Source organism: Metallosphaera javensis (ex Sakai et al. 2022) (assembly GCA_021654415.1).
Taxonomy (GTDB): Archaea; Thermoproteota; Thermoprotei_A; order Sulfolobales; family Sulfolobaceae; genus Metallosphaera; species Metallosphaera javensis.
Map to the genome: position 1 here is coordinate 2,268,968 of AP024487.1, position 16,376 is coordinate 2,285,343.

Consider the following 16,376-nt stretch of genomic DNA (forward strand, 5'->3'; position numbering starts at 1 on the left):
ATAATCAGGCCAGTGGACGTACTTGAGTTCTCCTGTAAACGCAGGACATCTCTACCCCTATCACGTCAAGAGACCTTTGAACCTAGGTGGGGAACTATCTCCTGATATCAGGCCTGCTTACCAAGTTCCGGACAGGGTTAAGGAACTAATGGAACAGGATCTCCTCTCCTTTATCTCCCTGCTCCGCGAACTTCAATGCTTCCTCTCTATGACATAGTGGAGTTCTTCAACTCGCTTGAGAAGAGGAGGTTAGGCAAGTTTCACACCGCATACAGACTCCGGATCATCCGGACTATAGCCCAGTACCACAACATTTTCGATAATCTTTCTCACAAATGGAATAAATCCCCACATATTCATCATTATCTTCACTATTGAGGCGATTCTACTCAATTAAGTTACAGTGAATAATAAGAAATGAAGTGATCAGAATACAATTAGCAGGAGACGTGTGGCTCCAATCTATAAGCTGAGTTTCTTAACCCTTTCAACTAAATCTTTTACTTCAGTATCCTTTATTTCTTTGGAAAAATATTTCTCTATAAAACTAGGTAATTGAGTTATTACATTTCTTATATCCTCTAAGACATCCTCCTTTTTCAAGTAAGGAGAGAAGCCAGGCTCGAATCCATTATACTGATACTCGTGAAGATCATACGCTAAGTTTACCAAATTTTCCAAATCAATTCCAATCTTTTTCAAGAGTATGGATAAACTCTTCATGGAGTGTGTGGGCACAATATGAGCCTTCCTTTCAAACCATTCGAATTCAGACTCATCAACATATTTTTCGATTTCATCCTTATACTTTACTATAATAGCTGATAGGAGTGCTTTAACCGAATTAAATGCTTTCCCAGCTGAATTTCTTGTAAAACCTCTATTCCATAATTCCGCTGAGAGAAGCAGGTCGTCAAGACTTTCTATCAGTCTGGCAATAACGTAATTTTGATCCACTATTAGTAAATCCTTCTCCATTGATATCAGTTATTTTAAGTTTAATATCGCGTAGATTTAAACCTTATCCGTAAACCGTTTTAACCCTTGGATTATGCGTGAGATTGACGTGATATTCCCTATCCCTTAAATAACCTGATGATACTTTTTCAGGCTAGCTCAGTTCGTTGTATTTCGCGTTAAAGGCTCCTTAAATACAACATGGGCATGACACACGGATGCCTTCATCCCTCGAAGAGACAGGATGGGAGAACTGACGGAATAAGGTCGTGATAGGGGGAAGGAGCTGGATCCGGAAAACGTCTCGTTCAAGACAAAGAGGAACATGGATTTACGTCAAAGCTCATCTGGCTCAAATTGAATTTCCTTTGGTCTTGAGGCATCCGAGAGACCAAAGTTGTGAGTCCCCTCGCCTGCCTGAAAACTCTTTACCTTGACAGGAAACTGTTCAACCTGAAATAAGTTCCGAAAAGTGCTATTCTTGTAATGCTTTCCTGAAAATCCCTTCAAGTTCATTTTACATGAATGCTTTTCAGTTCCGTTCCAATTTTCTTACGGCTAAATTTCACTTTCAAGCTTAAGCTATTGTACATTAATGAACAATTTCCATTCCTGTACGAACTTTCTTGAAGATATCTCTCTACTTTAAAATCCGTAAGGGGTCGATGGACTCGTTTTCACGAATTTTGTATGGCAGGGCGAAGACCCTACTCGTTGACTAGAAACTGGTCCTGGAGGCTGGACCTCACATCACTAAAGGTTAGGGGTCAAATGATCGGGTACTTAGGCCCGAGGGGATAGAGCTGAAAATTGCTATTTATGTCTCTCTAGAGACTCTATAGACCTGGAGAGAGATGATAATTCTAAGATAGAACTTAGAATGTTATGATTAGTCTGATAAGAGTACGATACACGAAGTCTTGATGGAACAAAAGCCGTTAGAAATAAGGTAGCCGGGCAGGGATTCGAACCCTGGTCCCAGGGGCCAGAGCCCTGGATCCTTGGCCGCTAGACTACCCGGCTAATTAAATAAGCTGAATTTCTGTGTTATAAAGCTTCCCTAACATCACGTTATTAGTATTTCATTACCATATTATACTGGGCAATAATTAGACTCATTCTGCCCAACTTTGGTTATAAAATAGATTCAGGCTGGATCAATAATAAACAATTCTTTTCAGCGTAGGCTAAATACTTTATGTGCTAAGCCATCCCAACTCTCTAGCCCTGGGCGCAATAGTTCACCTCCTCCAGGAGATCATCATAGGAGTAGTCCGGGTGGTCCGCAATTATCTCCGAGGCGCAGTTCTCAACCCTCAACCTGTGCTCGTACCACTCCCTGTACAGTATGTCCGTGACGGGAGGAGGGTTACCTGAGAGCTCCTGCACAACCTTCTCGTAGGTGGCCTGAAGCTCCCTGGCTATCTCCCTGGCCGAGGCCAGAGCCTGTTCGTAGGATTGGTCCATCCAGTCAACTAGGGTTGCAGCGGCGAAGGAGATGAAGGGAGGGAAGCCCAGCTCGGAGAGGGCCCTCCTGAACCTCCTAGATCCCTCAAGGAGGGTGGAGAGCTCCTGATCCAGCCCCATTTCCCTAGCCCAGGCCATGACGCCCGAGGAGGTGAAGGGCGGAGGTCTCACGGCGCTGATGGCGACAACCTCGAGTCCCTGAAGGGAGATCCTCTCGTACCCTGAGACGAGACCCGCAATCCCGAAACCTGAGCACGAGTTGCCGCACGCAAGCGAGGTGAGGATTGGGGAGCCCACGTCCGCCCCTCCTATCTTCACGGCGTTCGGAGAGAGATTTCCTTCGTTGCATATCTCTCTTGGCAGGATCTGCTCGCATATGGCCTTGACCTCCTGGCTCATCCCGTTCAACGTGAAGAAGGGGAAGCGGGTGTTAGCTACTGGGAGACCACCGATCTGCAGAGGTCTTCCAGGAGAAGCCCCTATCCCCTCGTAAATGAAGGGGTAATCATCTGAGACCATCCTCATTATATCTTCGCCTTGCTTGGATAGGCGATAATTTCCGTTTTTATCGCGGTATAAGAGCTGTTTGGTTAGATATGCCATTCGCAAGAACGGCGCCTCGGTCATCATTCCCATGAAGATTACCTGGTATCTCGAAAGCGCGTTCCACACTACCCCCAGGATACCGCCACAGTCCCTGAACTGGGCCGGGTTGTACCACGTGGAGGGAACCCTCAACTTCTCCATGGGGAAAACTCCCACCCCGGTCTCGGCGAACCTCTCCAGGATTCCCACCTTCACCTTTCCCGAGGAGGTCGCCTTGCTCCCGCCCTGATACGCCACTATCCTGTCATAACTCCAGCGGGGAGATACCCCGCCCACGTAGTACCACTCCCCCGCGTCCTCCGTTCTGAAGAGTATGCCCTGCCTGTACACCCTGTCCGGGTCGTTATCCGCCGACATCCTCAGGGAGGATGAGGTAGCAATAGCGGGGTAAACTTCATATCTCTGCGCGTTTCCCCGCCCATAAAGGGAGAAGTAGCTCCTCAACCCCTGCTGGAGGCACTCCTCCTGCTTCACGTCGAGGCTTATCTCCAGCCCTATCACGGGTCCCAGTACGGCTCCCAGCCCTGAAATTGATCCAACAATCTGCGCCATATTCATTCCTCCATCAAGAAATATAAATCCCTATCGTAATCGAACGCCGTATTATCATGTAAGAATAGTGCCCACTCCACCAAACATACGAGAAAACTAAAAGGTAAGCACGAGTTTTCCTCCCATGAATCTGAACTCACATATAGCTTTCGCGCTTGCGGTGGGCCTAGCTCTATTTCACAATATCCCCCTTGCAGTCCTGGTCGGAATAGGGGCAGCTCTGCCTGATCTGGACAGGGAGTACATCTTCACAAGGAGAAAGATATTTGCAAAGTACCAGCTTCACAGGGCACTCTTTCATAACGTTTTCGTGGGACTGGCAGTTATGTACTTCAACTTCTATCTGGGTCTGGGAATGTTTCTGCACTTTGGATTAGACCTCTTAACCTCCCCCACAGACAGAGGGATTGAACTTTTCTTCCCCCTTGGAAGATTCATCAGGACGTTCAAACTTCACTATGATGGAAAGGTATCCAAAAGCAAGGGAGTAATGTGGTACTTGGAGGATCCGGCCACCCTCGTGAACAGAACTGCAGATCCTGGACTCAGGGAGGTTGAGAGGATGCCGTGGATCAGGATATATGGCCCATTCAAGAATAGCAGACTTGCGGACTGGACAGTGTTTTACGGTAGTTTCATTTTCATCCAGTTATACGAAATTAACAACCTGGTGAGCTGGTGGGAAGATTTCCTGTACACCGCATTCGTGAGGTATTTCCTCATAGACGTGGGGATAGTGATCTTCTACGCCTTGGGTGAGCTGTGGAGAAGGAGACTACAGTTCTCGCAGGTAGACGCGAAAACTAAAGGCGCCATACTTGGTGGAATGATACTTGGTCTTGCCCTGATCCTAATCCAGGGGGCTACCCTTTACTCCCCCATGCCCTTGAACGGTAAGTTGATGGAGCTGGCCCTACTCTCACTGATTCTGGGACTAGTGATGGCTACATTGCACGTGAGGCTAAGGTTCAAGGAAATTGTCATGTGAGGGAGGGTTAGTGACATGGGGTAATGGTATAGAGTAGAGGAAAATTTTTAGGCATAATGACCTCATTAGAAGTGCCGCCGTAGCTCAGCCTGGCCAGAGCGCCGGACTCATACGGGTGCTGGGTCATCCGGTCGTCCGGGGTTCAAATCCCCGCGGCGGCACCATGGTGTCACATTTAGCCCAACTCTTTGCCCTGGTACTTTTAGGGGGGTTTCATGGTGCCTGCTTAAGGGGTCTTTAACGTTGAATATATGGCGGGCAGGCTTCCTCTCGTGTTGACAACGTTTTTAGACCAGTTAGAGGGAAAATAGAAATGGAACAATATACAAGCAATATCCAGTATTTCACTAATGAAAATCCATGCGGACGATAGATGAGAAAACCAAATCTTCAACTCTCTCTGCTCAATAGAGGACTGGTCTGCCAACATATGATGAGTTAGATTTTAATGGGTTCATGAAAAATAGTTATAACGTGCCGCTGTAGCTCAGCCTGGCCAGAGCGCCGGCCTTGTAAGGTTTCCCAAGCCAGCCGGCGGTCGCGGGTTCAAATCCCGCCAGCGGCTTCTAGATACTTCCTGAGCGCATCCCTGATGATCTCGCTCCTTGGAGTCCTCTTGTTAGCCGCATAGAGATCTAGCTTCAGCAACAGATCCTCTTCCGCTTTAAACGTGATTACTCTCATTCTCTCGGTATTACTACCTTAGAAAACCGGAATATATTGGACCATTCACAAATAGGAATAGACGGAGGGTTAGACGAAAGTATTAGTATCCCATCTTGGTGATCGCATCCTCCACAAGCTTCCTGATTATGTCGTTGTCGTTATCATCAGTAAGGAAGCCCCTGATTATTAACCCCTCCGCGCTTCTCTTGTCCAACCCCCTGTTTTCTAGGTAGAAAATTAGATCTTCATTTACCTTGGAAGCTGAGGCCGAGTGTTTTGCCGTGATTATCTTTCCTGTTTTCACCTCGAGCATGGGCGCAACGACTGCCTTAGCATCATCTCCTATGATCAGTGCCCTCCCGAGGATCGTTGTGGAGGAATCAATGGCGTTCTCGCCTATGACCGCATCTCCCCTGATCACGGTGTAGGAACTACCGGAGGCTACGGCCTTTAACACACCGTTACTGACGCTTTTCCTTCCCACATGGTTGACGTTTGCCAACACGTTAACCCTGTTGTTTCCTATTCCAAGGCTCTTGGCGTTAAAGTTGGCAACAGCTTCGTCCGATAATTCTACGTGGTACTCTGTGTGGCCCAGGGATTGACCCACTGAGAAAATTGAGGAATTGATTTCTCCCTTGATTGAGCCCTTGGTGTAGGTGAACGCATAGGAATCCCGGCTCGAGTTAACAATGGAGAAGGACATGGATGAGCCCTTCGGTACATCTAGGGAGATCACCGCAGAAGGCATTGCCCCGTCTGAACTATCGGAGTAGTAGATCACGTCAACGTTATCCCCGTCAGGAACACTTACCTCCACGAGAACGGGGCAAAAGATTTTCCCCTGGCACCTGTTGTAAACTAGATACTTCCCTCCCCTGTTAATGAGCACCTTTCTGGAGCCTGCCAGGGTTAGAGCCACGAGTTTGTGATCCTCTGGCTTAACAAGGCCAGAGTTAACAGAGTCAATGGGTGAGAAGTTCAAAGGAGTGTTGTTACTAATTACAAATGACGTGTAACCTTCCAGTGGGATTGTAAGATCCTTAATAGGGGTAGCCCTCATTTCAAGGTTGAGGGTATCGAAAACTGACCATTCCGTGTAGTGCTTTATTGTGGGAGAGTCGCTGATGACCTGATATGGTAAGGTTAGATACTTCTGAAAAATCTCTTCTCGTTCTGTTTTGGATTCCAAAGAGGAGATATACTTGAGGAAACTTTCTTGGTCAACAACAGGCATTCATGCCACTGCTCCCAGCTTATCCAGCTCCAGCTTAATAACCTTGTTAAGCATGGTGGCGTATTCGAAGGGTAGCTCCTTCATGATCTCGTCAATGAAGCCCAGCACAAGCATTGATGTTGCCTCTTTCTCTCCTATACCCCTGTTCATTAAGTAGAATAGCTGATCCTCGCTCATCCTGAAGGTATGTGCCTCATGGGCTACGTCAGCGTCGTCCTCAAGGACTTGGTTATGCGGGAAGGTATAGGCCTTGGTCTTCTCGTCCAGCATTAGTGAGTCGCACTTGACGAATGCCTTAGCCCCCTTGGCTCCCTTATTAACCTTGATAAGTCCACGGTATATGTTGACCCCGCCACCGAACCCTATGTTCTTGTTCACAATCTTGCTCTTGGTGTTGGGTGCTGCGTGTATCATCTTGGATCCACTGTCCTTCCACTCTCCCTCACCTGAGGCCAGGGTTACCACCAGACTGGTGGAGCTTGCGTTTGGACCCCTCAGGATCGTGGTTGGGTACACGAAACTGTATTTGGAGCCCAGGGAACCCTCAACCCACTCTATGTTTGCGCTCTCATCTGCCCATGCCCTCTTGTTGTTGAAGTTTATTACGTTCTTGCTCCAGTTCTGGATGGTGGTGAACTTTATCTTTGCGTTCCTCTTGGCGTAAAGCTCGACCATTCCGTCGTGGAATGAGAACTTCCTAAGCTGTGGGGCGCTACAACCCTCGATGAAGTGAAGATATGATCCCTCATCTGCAACTATCAGCGTGTGCTCGAACTGGCCCTCCATCTCCCTGCCAATGATGAAGAAGCCCTCCACAGGAGTGGTTATCTTAACTCCCTTAGGGACGTAAACGAAGACTCCTCCACTCCAGAGGGCACCATGTAACGCAGCGAACTTGTGATCAGATGCTGGGAAGATCTTCATGAAGTAATCCTTCATGAAGTCAGGGTACTTTCTCAATGCGTCCTCTGGTGGCATCATTATGACGCCCTTCTTGGTCAGCTCCTCCTTCACGTTGGAGTAAATGGGCTCGGACTCAAAGACTGCCACTAGCCCTCCCAGGTACTTTTTCTCCGACTCCGGTATCCCAAGGACATCATAGTACTCCCTTATCTCCTTTGGGATCTGATCCCAGCTATTGGTCTGATCAACGTCTGGTTTTACGTAAAGTTCAAGGCTCGAGACGTTAAGCGAACCCAACACATCAGGCAACCAGTTTGGAGTTGGAATCTTCTCAAAGAGCTCAAGAGACTTGAGCCTGAGCCTCAGCATCCACTCTGGCTCCTTCTTTATCTTGGAGATCTCCTCTATCGTGCTCTTGGTTAGTCCTGACTCAACTATCCTTCTATGAAACTCGCGTTGATCCAGCTTCTCATACTTCGCCTCGATGGACGCGTTAAGAATCTCGTTCATGTCCAGCGATAGTTTCTCTTCTGTCATCTTTCTTACCATCTTTAACTGTGTTAAAGATAAGCTATAAGCCTTTCTATTATATCTTCTCAACTAAATTAAGCTAAACGAAAATTAAAGTTTAAAAATTAACCGTGAGATTTAATTACTCCCTCGTATCCCTTCTCGTCAATGAGCTTTGCGAGCTCCATTCCGCCACTGGCTATGATTGTTCCCCTGTACAGAACGTGGACCTTGTCTGCATTGACGTAATCAAGGATTCTCCTGTAATGCGTGATTATCACGTAACCCGTATTGTTCTCCGCCCTGAGCTTCTTTATACCCTCTGAAATTATCTTCAGTCCATCAACGTCAACTCCAGAGTCAGGCTCATCCAAGATTGCGAATTTAGGTTTCATGAGCAACATCTGAAGGATCTCGGTCCTCTTCTTCTCACCACCACTGAAGCCGTCAAAGACTCCCCTGTTTAGAAGAGTCTCGTTGAGGCCGACAGCCTTAGCTATATTCCTAACATCGGCCACTATCTCCGACACTGACTTATTGGAGCCTGACACTCTGTTATGTTCAGCCACTAGAAGAGTGGAGAGTTTAACTCCGCTTATCTCTATGGGGTTTTGAAAAGCTAGGAATAGCCCTCTCTTGACCTTCTCGTCAGTTTCTAGGTTGGTTATGTCCTCACCATCGAGTGTGATTGAACCCCTGGTAATCTTATACTTGGGATGACCCATGAGAGCCAGTGAGAGGGTGGTTTTACCGCTTCCATTGGGACCCATCAGAGCGTGAATCTCTCCGCTCTTGACCTCAAATGTAACTCCCTTAAGAACTTCCTTACCCTCAACCTCAACGTGAAGGTTTTCAACCTTAAGTGTAGACATTGTCAATTCACCACACACCATTTATTGCATTTTAAGTTAAGTTTCTTTCTATCCAAGGCATATCCTCCAGGAACAGTGTACAGGACGAATTCTCTAGAGCGCTCTCCAGAAGTCCCACTATCTGTTTGATGTACTCTACGACCGGAGTATTGTTTAGCTGAGATAAGTTGAGCCTAGATTCTCTGACTAAGTTAAGACCGTTTAGAACCCTCTTGGTGCTGGGAAATAGAACGGTCATTATAACCTCGTCCAAGAGATCGTTGACCTTTTTCAGCGTCTCGACAAGGACCTGAGATTCCTCCTTACTAGGGCTGGATGACCTGATTGCGTCCATCAATTTATCTATCACAGTGTCCACGTTAAGGAGGGTAGTGGTATTTATCACGATAAGGGTGTTCTTGGTCATATTCTTGGCGGTCTCGTATCTGCTTCCCATGACTCTTCTCATTAACATGTAATATAGCCTGCGCAGATCCTCATGATTCCCTGAGCTCTCCCTTGGCGTTTCCCCTGATATCAGGGCTATGGTCTCGTCAACTCTCTTGGCAACAGTGTTGAGCATCCTTCTGAGAAGGGACTCTATCCCAACCTTTTCAGTGTCCAAGAGGCACTCCACCTTGATTCTGTTCTCGGATGTTTCCGTTACCTCGACTCCAACTATCTGCTTTGTTACTTGAATGAGGTCCTCAACGTCCTTGGGTTGAATGGATCTCTTGGATTCCAGGATGATTTCGTCGTATCCAAGGGTGTAGAGACATGGGATAATGCTGGGAATTGGTTGCTTCAATGAGTCAACATCAATCTTGATGGACCTGTGATTATTCTCCATCTTTATCTTCTCTGCAATCAGCTTAAGAGAGCCATCACTTGACACCTCTATCAGGATCTTGTCTCCCGGTTTAACGTTCCACCTATTGATCCACTTCTTGGGTAATGTAATGAAAAGGGAGGATGAGCCGAGCTTCTGAACCTTCCTAGTCTCTATATCCTTGGCGTTATTAAGCTCCTCCAAAATTATCCCTTAACTAGTTATCTTAAACGGCGTTTATAAACATGTTGCAACGCCTTCATAAGAGTTTGAAAAAGGGACTTTTATTATCTCTCGTAAAGTTTTGACCTTTTATATGAGCACAAATAAAGTTAGAAACCAAATTTATAGCAACACTGAAACTTTCAAATTATCATTTAGTATTCGCCTTGATAAGCCTTAGGGTTATCCTTCCCTTCACCCTGGAGACCTTGATCTCCGACCCTTCCAATTCCTTGGGAACCTTCAGGTTTAGCCTGTACTTCACTCCCCTTGAGTTGGTGCAGGAAAGCTCAAGGTTCTGCCCATTCAGCTTAACGTATATGGTCTCCTCTTTCAGGTGGGGCACATCCACTATGTAGATTAGCTCGTTCTCCCTTCTCAGTTCACTGTAAAGTGGAACCAGACAGCTCTCCCTTTCCACGGCCTCCCTTATTTCGTTGGACATTAGCTCTACCATGTTTTCCATTTCCCTCATTTCCGCCTCTATGGCCTTCTTTACCATGTCGTAAAGGTCCTTATATGCAGGCATGTCTTTCACGCGTAGGTCATTGGTTTTCCTGAGGAATAGGTGGGAAGTTCCCTCTTTGTTTGCTCCATCAAGCCCTTAATCCTAGATCTGATTTCCTCAGCCTCCTGTAAAAGGGCGCTAGTATCTATGGTGAATCCAAGGTATTTTCCTACTATTTCTAGGGCAACAGCTGAAGCTTCGGGATCTGGTATGTCCAGAAAAGACTCCACGACTATGGCGAAGTTGCCTATGTTCTTCTTTGCAGTCTCATAAAGAATTGGAGCGTATGGACCGGAAATGTAACCTTGGCCGAACTTCTGAACGTTGTCGAGTCCGCCCAGACTTGAGGCCAAATCCTTGGAATTTGCTATCCAGTAGGCAGTTGGTTTATCTATATCAAGCCTGTTGGGTATGGGCAACCCAGTTATGGAGATAACCGAGCTGATACCGTATCTGATGGCATACTCTGTTATAAACTTGGCCAGTGGATAGGCAGCGTTAACCGGAAGCGCTGTCCATGAGTGAACAACGATTATGTTGAGATCCTTTCCGTGATAGAGCCTCAGGGGAGATTTGGCAATTCCATCATCAACATGCAGTATAGGGGGAAGATACTTTCTAGAAAATACTTGGCCATATTCCTGGACCAGTCCCTTGCTGATCATGTATTCTGTAGCAATCTCTCCGACTAGACCCGCATCAGGTATACCCACAATCATGTACGAGGGTTTCCTCAAATCCGGAACATAATTTTCCTCTACTTCAAATCCTTCCTCCACATCAATCACCCTTAATCTTCTCCGCATATAATTCTGCAGAGAGAAGCTTTTTACTTTCCTCTGGATTGGTTATTTTTAACTTGAATAACCAGCCTGAGCCATAGGGATCCTTATTTATTAGCTCTGGACTGGACACTAATTCCTCATTCACATCTATCACTTCCCCAGAGAGTGGCGAGTAAATGTCTGCCGCCGCCTTTACTGATTCCACCACCGCAATCACTTCCCCAAGGGAGACCCTCTGTCCTCTTTTGGGTAAATCTACCCCCACAATATCCCTGAGTTTTTTCTGAGCGTAATCCGTTATCCCGACAACTGCCTCCGTTCCATTTAACTTAACCCACTCGTCGCTCTCGGTATAAAGTAGATCACTTCTAAGAACGTATTTACCAACCTTAATTTCGCTCAAATTAAGCGCCTCATTTTAATAATGGGAAATCTGACAATTTAACGCTATAATCCTTCCCTCTCACCTCAACCTCAGCATTTCCGCCCACTAAAAAATGCCTGGAACTCAGGTATCCCATTCCTATAACCCTAGACAGATAGGGAGAAAAGGTAGAGCTCGTTACGTAACCCACTTCCTTTCCTGCGATCTTGATCTTAGAGGAGTTCCTGGGGATAACTCTTTGATTCTTGGGTAGTTTTAAACCAATTCTCAGCTTATCCACGCCTGCTCTTAGGATCTCCAGGAGAGCACTTTTCCCTATGAAGTCCTTCTCTAGGGAGTAAACCCAGTATCGGGCTTCCACTGGATTCACATCCTCTCCAATATCCTCCCCATAGAGGACGAAACCCATTTCCTGCCTCAAACTATCCCTCGTGACTAAACCGGCCCCTTTAATCCCTCGGACTATGAGCCTTTCCAGAATTGATTGGGCCACCTCAGGTTTTGCCCAAAATTCTACTCCGTCCTCACCGGTCCATCCAGATCTACTCAAAAGGAAAACCTCATGACCCTCAAACTTGGCGTTTAACTTGAACTGTAGAGGAGAAAGGTCCGGTTTCTCCACCACTTCCCAAATCCCCCGGCCCTGAAGAGCTATCATGACCAAGTCGAAGGTTAAGTCCTGTACCTCTAAGGTGGAGTTCTTCCTGATCCAGTTTATCACCTTCTCCCTGTTTATCGCATTGGTGACCACAAGAAACTCCGATTCGGAAACCTTGTAGGTCATTACGTCGTCCACAAAACCGGCCCTGTCGTTGAGAAAGGCCGTTGGACCAATCATGTTGCCAGGTGGAGAGTCAGAGATCTTCTTTGCAATGAGATTTTCAAATTCCTGTAGTTTTCCTGTAACCCTCAATCTACCCATGTGGGATAGGTCGAAAAAGGCTGACTTGGTCCTGACAGCCATATGCTCCTCCTGATAGGAGGAGTAGGTCATGGGCATTTTCCAACCTGCAAACTCACCCAGACTTGCCCCTAACTTTTCCTCAAAGTTAATCAAGGGAGTCCAAAACATTCATAACCGCCTTCTATTGTTTGATATTTGCTGATGGAGTTTAAATGGACAACCATCCCTGGCTTCCAAATATATCTAGGATTCAGGACATGTTAAGGGAAATTGGCGTAGAGGAAATTGACGAGCTTTTTCAGGACGTTCCAGAGGATCTAATATTGAGACGAGAACTGAAGGTGGGTTACGACTCTCCTTTATCCGAGGAGGAAATAAGATGGAGATTAGGCCAAGTGGCTGAGAGGAACTTAAAGTTAAAATATCCCCCTTTTCTTGGCGCTGGGGCATATCCCCATTCAATTCCTTCCGTGATTAAGTTCATTCTGTCCAGGTCGGAGTTCTACACTGCGTATACGCCTTATCAACCTGAGGTAAATCAGGGTCTCCTGCAGGCCCTGTTCGAGTATCAGAGCCTCATGGCTGAACTTCTGGAGATGGATGTGGTTAACTCGTCCCACTACGACTGGGGAGGTAGCCTGGCCGAGGCAGTTCTCATGGCGCACAGGATCAACGGGAGAAGAAAGGTAGTGGTTCCAGAATCCATTAACCCGCTACACGAACAGGTGCTCAGAACCTGGATATCTGGTAAGGAACTGGAAGTGGTCAAGGTTCCCACAGGAAAGGACGGCAAAGTGGATCTTGATTTCCTATCCTCCCTCAATCCGGACGAGATCTCCTCCGTGTACGTTCAACAGCCCAACTTCTTTGGGGTAGTGGAGACTGAACTGGAATACGTGACTGAGTGGGCGAGGAAGAATAACGTGGTGAGTATTGTAGGGGTGAGCCCGCTCTCCCTGGGACTGATAAAGAGTCCGGGTGAACTTGGGTTTGACATAGCAGTTGGGGATGGCCAGGAATTGGGGATACCGCTCAACTTTGGAGGTCCATACAGCGGTATCCTCGCTACTAGGATGGACATGAAATTGGTGAGGCAGATGCCTGGAAGAATCGTGGGCATGACGCAGGACGTTAACGGGAAAAGAGGGTTTACCCTGATTCTTCAGACGAGGGAACAGTTTGCGAGAAGGGAGAAGGCAACATCAAACATCACAACTAACGAGGCTCTCATGGCCCTAGCCAACGCTGTTTACCTATCCCTCCTTGGAAGAAACGGTATCAAGGAGTTAGCTATCGAGATTTACAAGAGATCCCATTACGCTTTGAAGAGGATGGAGGATGAGGAGCTTGGCACTAGGAAGTGGGAATCTGACTTCTTTGAGGAGTTCACCTTTGTGTTCAGATCCGATTACGATAGAATTCACTCGGAGTTGCTCAAGAGGGGCATTCATGGCGGGCTGAAACTGGGTCCTAGGGAGGCACTGTTTTGTGTAACTGAAGTCCACACCAAGAGGGCAATAGATGACCTAGTTAACGCCATAAAAGAGGTGGTCTGAATGTGGAGGCAAGCATATTGGGATGAACCTCTCATCACTGAATACAAGGGAAAGGGAAGGCAAGGATTTCTTGTGCCCAAGGAGAATATTGAGGCAGAGATCAAGTTACCTGAGAAGATCAGGAGAGGAAGGGAACCTGAGCTGCCAGAGGTCTCAGAACTCGAGGTTGTTAGGCACTTCATTAGGCTCTCCCAGATGAGCTTTGGCGTTGATACGGGAATGATGCCATTGGGATCGTGCACCATGAAGTACAATCCCAAGATAGAGGAGGAGACAGGAGTGTTTGAGAGAACCCATCCACTGCAGGATCAAGATACTGTTCAGGGGAACTTGGAGGTAATGTACGAAATGCAGAGGTGGCTGGCTGAGGCCACGGGGATGGACGAATGCAGTCTACAGGTTCCTGCAGGATCCGCAGGCGAGCTGGCTGGAGTCCTGATGATCAGGAAATATCATAGAGAGCAGAACAGGAGGAGGGGGGAAATGCTGGTTGCCGACTCGGCTCACGGAACAAATCCCGCTAGCGCGGCCATGGCTGGCTTCTCGGTAATCTACATTAAGTCCAACCAGGAGGGACTGGTTGACCTTGACGTGCTCAAGGGAACTATATCAGAGAACGTTGCAGGGTTCATGCTGACCAATCCCAACACCTTGGGACTCTTTGAGGAGAACATTAAGGAGATAGCCGATCTAGTTCACTCCGTGGACGGAGTACTCTACTACGATGGAGCCAATCTGAACGGAATACTGGGAATAGTGAGGCCCGGAGACATGGGATTTGACATAGTTCATCTCAACCTTCACAAGACCTTCGGGGTCCCCCACGGGGGTGGGGGTCCAGGGGCTGGAGCCGTCTGCGCCAAAGGTAAAATGGTTGAATACCTCCCTTACCCCGTGGTGGTCAAGGGAGATAGATACTCTCTGGTCAAGCCCGAGAGGTCCATAGGAAAGATTTCTGTCTTCAACGGTAACTTCGGTAACCTAATGAGATCCTATGCCTACATTCTTGGCCTTGGTGGTAAAGGAGTATCCATGATTGGGAAAATGAGTACCTTGGCCACAAACTATCTAATAGCTAAACTGAGGGGGGTTAAGGGACTGGAATTAATGGCTCCTCACAGGTTCAGAAAGCACGAGGTCGTGTTCAGTGCTAAGAAACTGGCTGAAGAGACAGGGGTAACTGCATTCGATGTGGCTAAGGCACTACTTGACAGGGGTTTCTACGCGCCCACCATATACTTCCCGCCCAACGTAGAGGAGGCTCTCATGATAGAACCGACGGAAACGGAGCCCGTAGAGGTCTTAGACCAGTTCGCTGAGGCGATCAAGGAGATTGTGGAAAAAGCCTACATCAATCCTTCAGCCATAACCTCCACTCCCCAGAACACTGCGGTGGGTAGACTGGATCAGGTGAAGGCGAACCATCCCAGCACAGTAACTCCAACATACAGAGTTCTCAGGTCTAGGTTACCTAACCAGGGAAGAAAGTAGGATAGATAGGTAACCTAGATAAGGGATGGAAATAACATATCCATCTATTTGAGTCACTTTTCCTATCACGTCACTGGAGGGAACACCAGGGGCCGGCTCTAACCCTATCTGATTATCGGGTTGAGGATTGGATATCTTATCCACCCCCTGGGTTACGTAGTATGTTCCGTCAACCCTTATGACCCTGTGGATCACGTAGGTGTGAAGCTGTGGCGACCTATATATTATGATTGAGTGATAAGTTACGTGAGTTGGAGGCTGATAGAAGGTCAGGGCCCCGTTCTGAAAAATCGGATACATTGATACTCCTTCCACGCTAGCAGAACTCACTATGTTAGAATAAAACACGATATAAACCAACGCAATAAGAATGATGATCGCTATATCACTCTTCTTCATCCAGATCGCCTAAATCCAGCTCTATTACCTCCCCTTCATCGGTTCTCTGCTCCTTCTTCTCTCCTCCAAACTTCTTCACGCCCTTCTTTCCCTCCACTTCTACCTCTGATCCACCTGCCCTTATCTTGGAGACCACTGCTCTCCATCTGTGACCGCAATTGGGACATTCATATGAACCCATTACGGTAATGGTTATTCTACCGTACGCGTCAGGAAGAGGAGATACCAAGTTCCACGTCTTTATGGGCTTCTCTGCCTTAGTCCCGCAGTTGGGACAAACGTCCGGTTCACTTTGTTTCTTCTTGGGCATATGGAGTTATATGTAAGGTAACAGTTTAAAAAATAGTATCGTTATAATGGAGGCAGTAAGGAAAAGTAATCCATTATAAATATATTTGTAACTTCTTCGTATCACTAGAACGTATCCTATGATATTTAATACGAGAATGATAGGAAGAATGTATAGATAGGACACGAGGTAGGGATAGGAGGCCAGAAAGGGTGCCGTGATCCAAGTTATTGTGAACGCCGTTTGATTGCTCATTTTATCCTTCAATAAA

17 protein-coding genes and 3 tRNA genes are annotated in these 16,376 nt (G+C 47.1%); 6 read left to right on the forward strand and 14 right to left on the reverse strand.

Annotated features, from left to right (window positions below; all coding sequences use genetic code 11):
- The first annotated feature begins 22 nt into the window (after window positions 1-22).
- On the forward strand, window positions 23-217 hold the full coding sequence (locus QVC96_RS12805) for a hypothetical protein (RefSeq protein ID WP_287689476.1): 195 nt from the start codon (window positions 23-25) through the stop codon (window positions 215-217).
- 245 nt (window positions 218-462) lie between these two features.
- Here QVC96_RS12805 and QVC96_RS12810 read toward each other — a convergent pair whose 3' ends face one another.
- From QVC96_RS12810 to QVC96_RS12820, 3 genes are all read right to left on the reverse strand, one after another.
- Window positions 463-978 carry a PaREP1 family protein gene (locus QVC96_RS12810; RefSeq protein ID WP_287689477.1) on the reverse strand — a complete coding sequence of 172 codons (516 nt, stop codon included), beginning with the start codon at window positions 976-978 and terminating at the stop codon, window positions 463-465.
- A 929-nt stretch (window positions 979-1,907) separates the two neighbouring features.
- A tRNA-Gln gene (locus QVC96_RS12815) sits at window positions 1,908-1,980 on the reverse strand.
- 198 nt (window positions 1,981-2,178) lie between these two features.
- Window positions 2,179-3,582 (reverse strand): hypothetical protein, encoded by a 1,404-nt coding sequence (locus QVC96_RS12820; protein ID WP_287689478.1) that lies wholly within the window; start codon window positions 3,580-3,582, stop codon window positions 2,179-2,181.
- Between the two features lie 124 nt (window positions 3,583-3,706).
- Here QVC96_RS12820 and QVC96_RS12825 point away from each other — a divergent pair, with 124 nt between their 5' ends.
- The 3 genes from QVC96_RS12825 (at window position 3,707) to QVC96_RS12835 (ending at window position 5,135) form a co-directional block, all read left to right on the forward strand.
- Window positions 3,707-4,570, forward strand: a complete 864-nt coding sequence (locus QVC96_RS12825) for a metal-dependent hydrolase (RefSeq protein WP_238026061.1) — start codon at window positions 3,707-3,709, stop codon at window positions 4,568-4,570.
- 73 nt (window positions 4,571-4,643) lie between these two features.
- A tRNA-Met gene (locus QVC96_RS12830) sits at window positions 4,644-4,734 on the forward strand.
- Between the two features lie 312 nt (window positions 4,735-5,046).
- A tRNA-Thr gene (locus QVC96_RS12835) sits at window positions 5,047-5,135 on the forward strand.
- Here the strand turns inward: QVC96_RS12835 and QVC96_RS12840 are convergent.
- The 9 genes from QVC96_RS12840 to gcvT form a co-directional block, all read right to left on the reverse strand.
- Window positions 5,117-5,254 carry a ribbon-helix-helix protein, CopG family gene (locus tag QVC96_RS12840; protein WP_048057707.1) on the reverse strand — a complete coding sequence of 46 codons (138 nt, stop codon included), beginning with the start codon at window positions 5,252-5,254 and terminating at the stop codon, window positions 5,117-5,119. The two genes, QVC96_RS12835 and QVC96_RS12840, sit on opposite strands and share 19 nt — an antisense overlap.
- Before the next feature lie 82 nt (window positions 5,255-5,336).
- Window positions 5,337-6,473 carry a SufB/SufD family protein gene (locus QVC96_RS12845; RefSeq protein WP_287689479.1) on the reverse strand — a complete coding sequence of 379 codons (1,137 nt, stop codon included), beginning with the start codon at window positions 6,471-6,473 and terminating at the stop codon, window positions 5,337-5,339.
- Window positions 6,474-7,913 carry a Fe-S cluster assembly protein SufB gene (gene sufB, locus QVC96_RS12850; RefSeq protein WP_238026078.1) on the reverse strand — a complete coding sequence of 480 codons (1,440 nt, stop codon included), beginning with the start codon at window positions 7,911-7,913 and terminating at the stop codon, window positions 6,474-6,476. It lies immediately after the preceding gene.
- 98 nt (window positions 7,914-8,011) lie between these two features.
- Window positions 8,012-8,758, reverse strand: coding sequence for a Fe-S cluster assembly ATPase SufC (gene sufC / locus QVC96_RS12855; RefSeq protein ID WP_238026058.1), 747 nt, complete (start codon window positions 8,756-8,758; stop codon window positions 8,012-8,014).
- A 31-nt stretch (window positions 8,759-8,789) separates the two neighbouring features.
- Window positions 8,790-9,770 carry an AbrB/MazE/SpoVT family DNA-binding domain-containing protein gene (locus tag QVC96_RS12860; protein WP_238026056.1) on the reverse strand — a complete coding sequence of 327 codons (981 nt, stop codon included), beginning with the start codon at window positions 9,768-9,770 and terminating at the stop codon, window positions 8,790-8,792.
- A gap of 169 nt (window positions 9,771-9,939) precedes the next feature.
- The gene (locus QVC96_RS12865; RefSeq protein WP_238026054.1) at window positions 9,940-10,317 is read right to left on the reverse strand and encodes a CS domain-containing protein; all 378 of its coding nucleotides are present in this window, start codon (window positions 10,315-10,317) and stop codon (window positions 9,940-9,942) included.
- 5 nt (window positions 10,318-10,322) lie between these two features.
- Entirely contained in the window at window positions 10,323-11,084 is a 762-nt protein-coding gene (locus tag QVC96_RS12870; protein ID WP_238026077.1) for a proteasome assembly chaperone family protein, read from the reverse strand.
- A complete protein-coding gene (gene gcvH, locus QVC96_RS12875) occupies window positions 11,077-11,484 on the reverse strand; it encodes a glycine cleavage system protein GcvH (RefSeq protein WP_287689480.1) in 408 nt (135 codons plus the stop codon). Before gcvH ends, QVC96_RS12870 begins: the two co-directional genes overlap by 8 nt.
- Before the next feature lie 10 nt (window positions 11,485-11,494).
- Window positions 11,495-12,538 carry a glycine cleavage system aminomethyltransferase GcvT gene (gcvT, locus tag QVC96_RS12880; RefSeq protein ID WP_287689481.1) on the reverse strand — a complete coding sequence of 348 codons (1,044 nt, stop codon included), beginning with the start codon at window positions 12,536-12,538 and terminating at the stop codon, window positions 11,495-11,497.
- 44 nt (window positions 12,539-12,582) lie between these two features.
- On the opposite strand from gcvT, the gene gcvPA reads away from it, so the two are divergent.
- Together gcvPA and gcvPB are read left to right on the forward strand one after the other, a co-directional pair.
- On the forward strand, window positions 12,583-13,926 hold the full coding sequence (gene gcvPA, locus QVC96_RS12885; RefSeq protein ID WP_287689482.1) for an aminomethyl-transferring glycine dehydrogenase subunit GcvPA: 1,344 nt from the start codon (window positions 12,583-12,585) through the stop codon (window positions 13,924-13,926).
- On the forward strand, window positions 13,927-15,417 hold the full coding sequence (gene gcvPB / locus QVC96_RS12890; RefSeq protein ID WP_287689483.1) for an aminomethyl-transferring glycine dehydrogenase subunit GcvPB: 1,491 nt from the start codon (window positions 13,927-13,929) through the stop codon (window positions 15,415-15,417).
- Here the strand turns inward: gcvPB and QVC96_RS12895 are convergent.
- Together QVC96_RS12895 and QVC96_RS12900 are read right to left on the reverse strand one after the other, a co-directional pair.
- Entirely contained in the window at window positions 15,394-15,822 is a 429-nt protein-coding gene (locus tag QVC96_RS12895; RefSeq protein WP_238026076.1) for a signal peptidase I, read from the reverse strand. The genes gcvPB and QVC96_RS12895 overlap by 24 nt on opposite strands.
- A complete protein-coding gene (locus QVC96_RS12900) occupies window positions 15,803-16,126 on the reverse strand; it encodes a chromatin protein Cren7 (protein ID WP_238026049.1) in 324 nt (107 codons plus the stop codon). Before QVC96_RS12900 ends, QVC96_RS12895 begins: the two co-directional genes overlap by 20 nt.
- Between the last annotated feature and the right edge of the window lie 250 nt (window positions 16,127-16,376).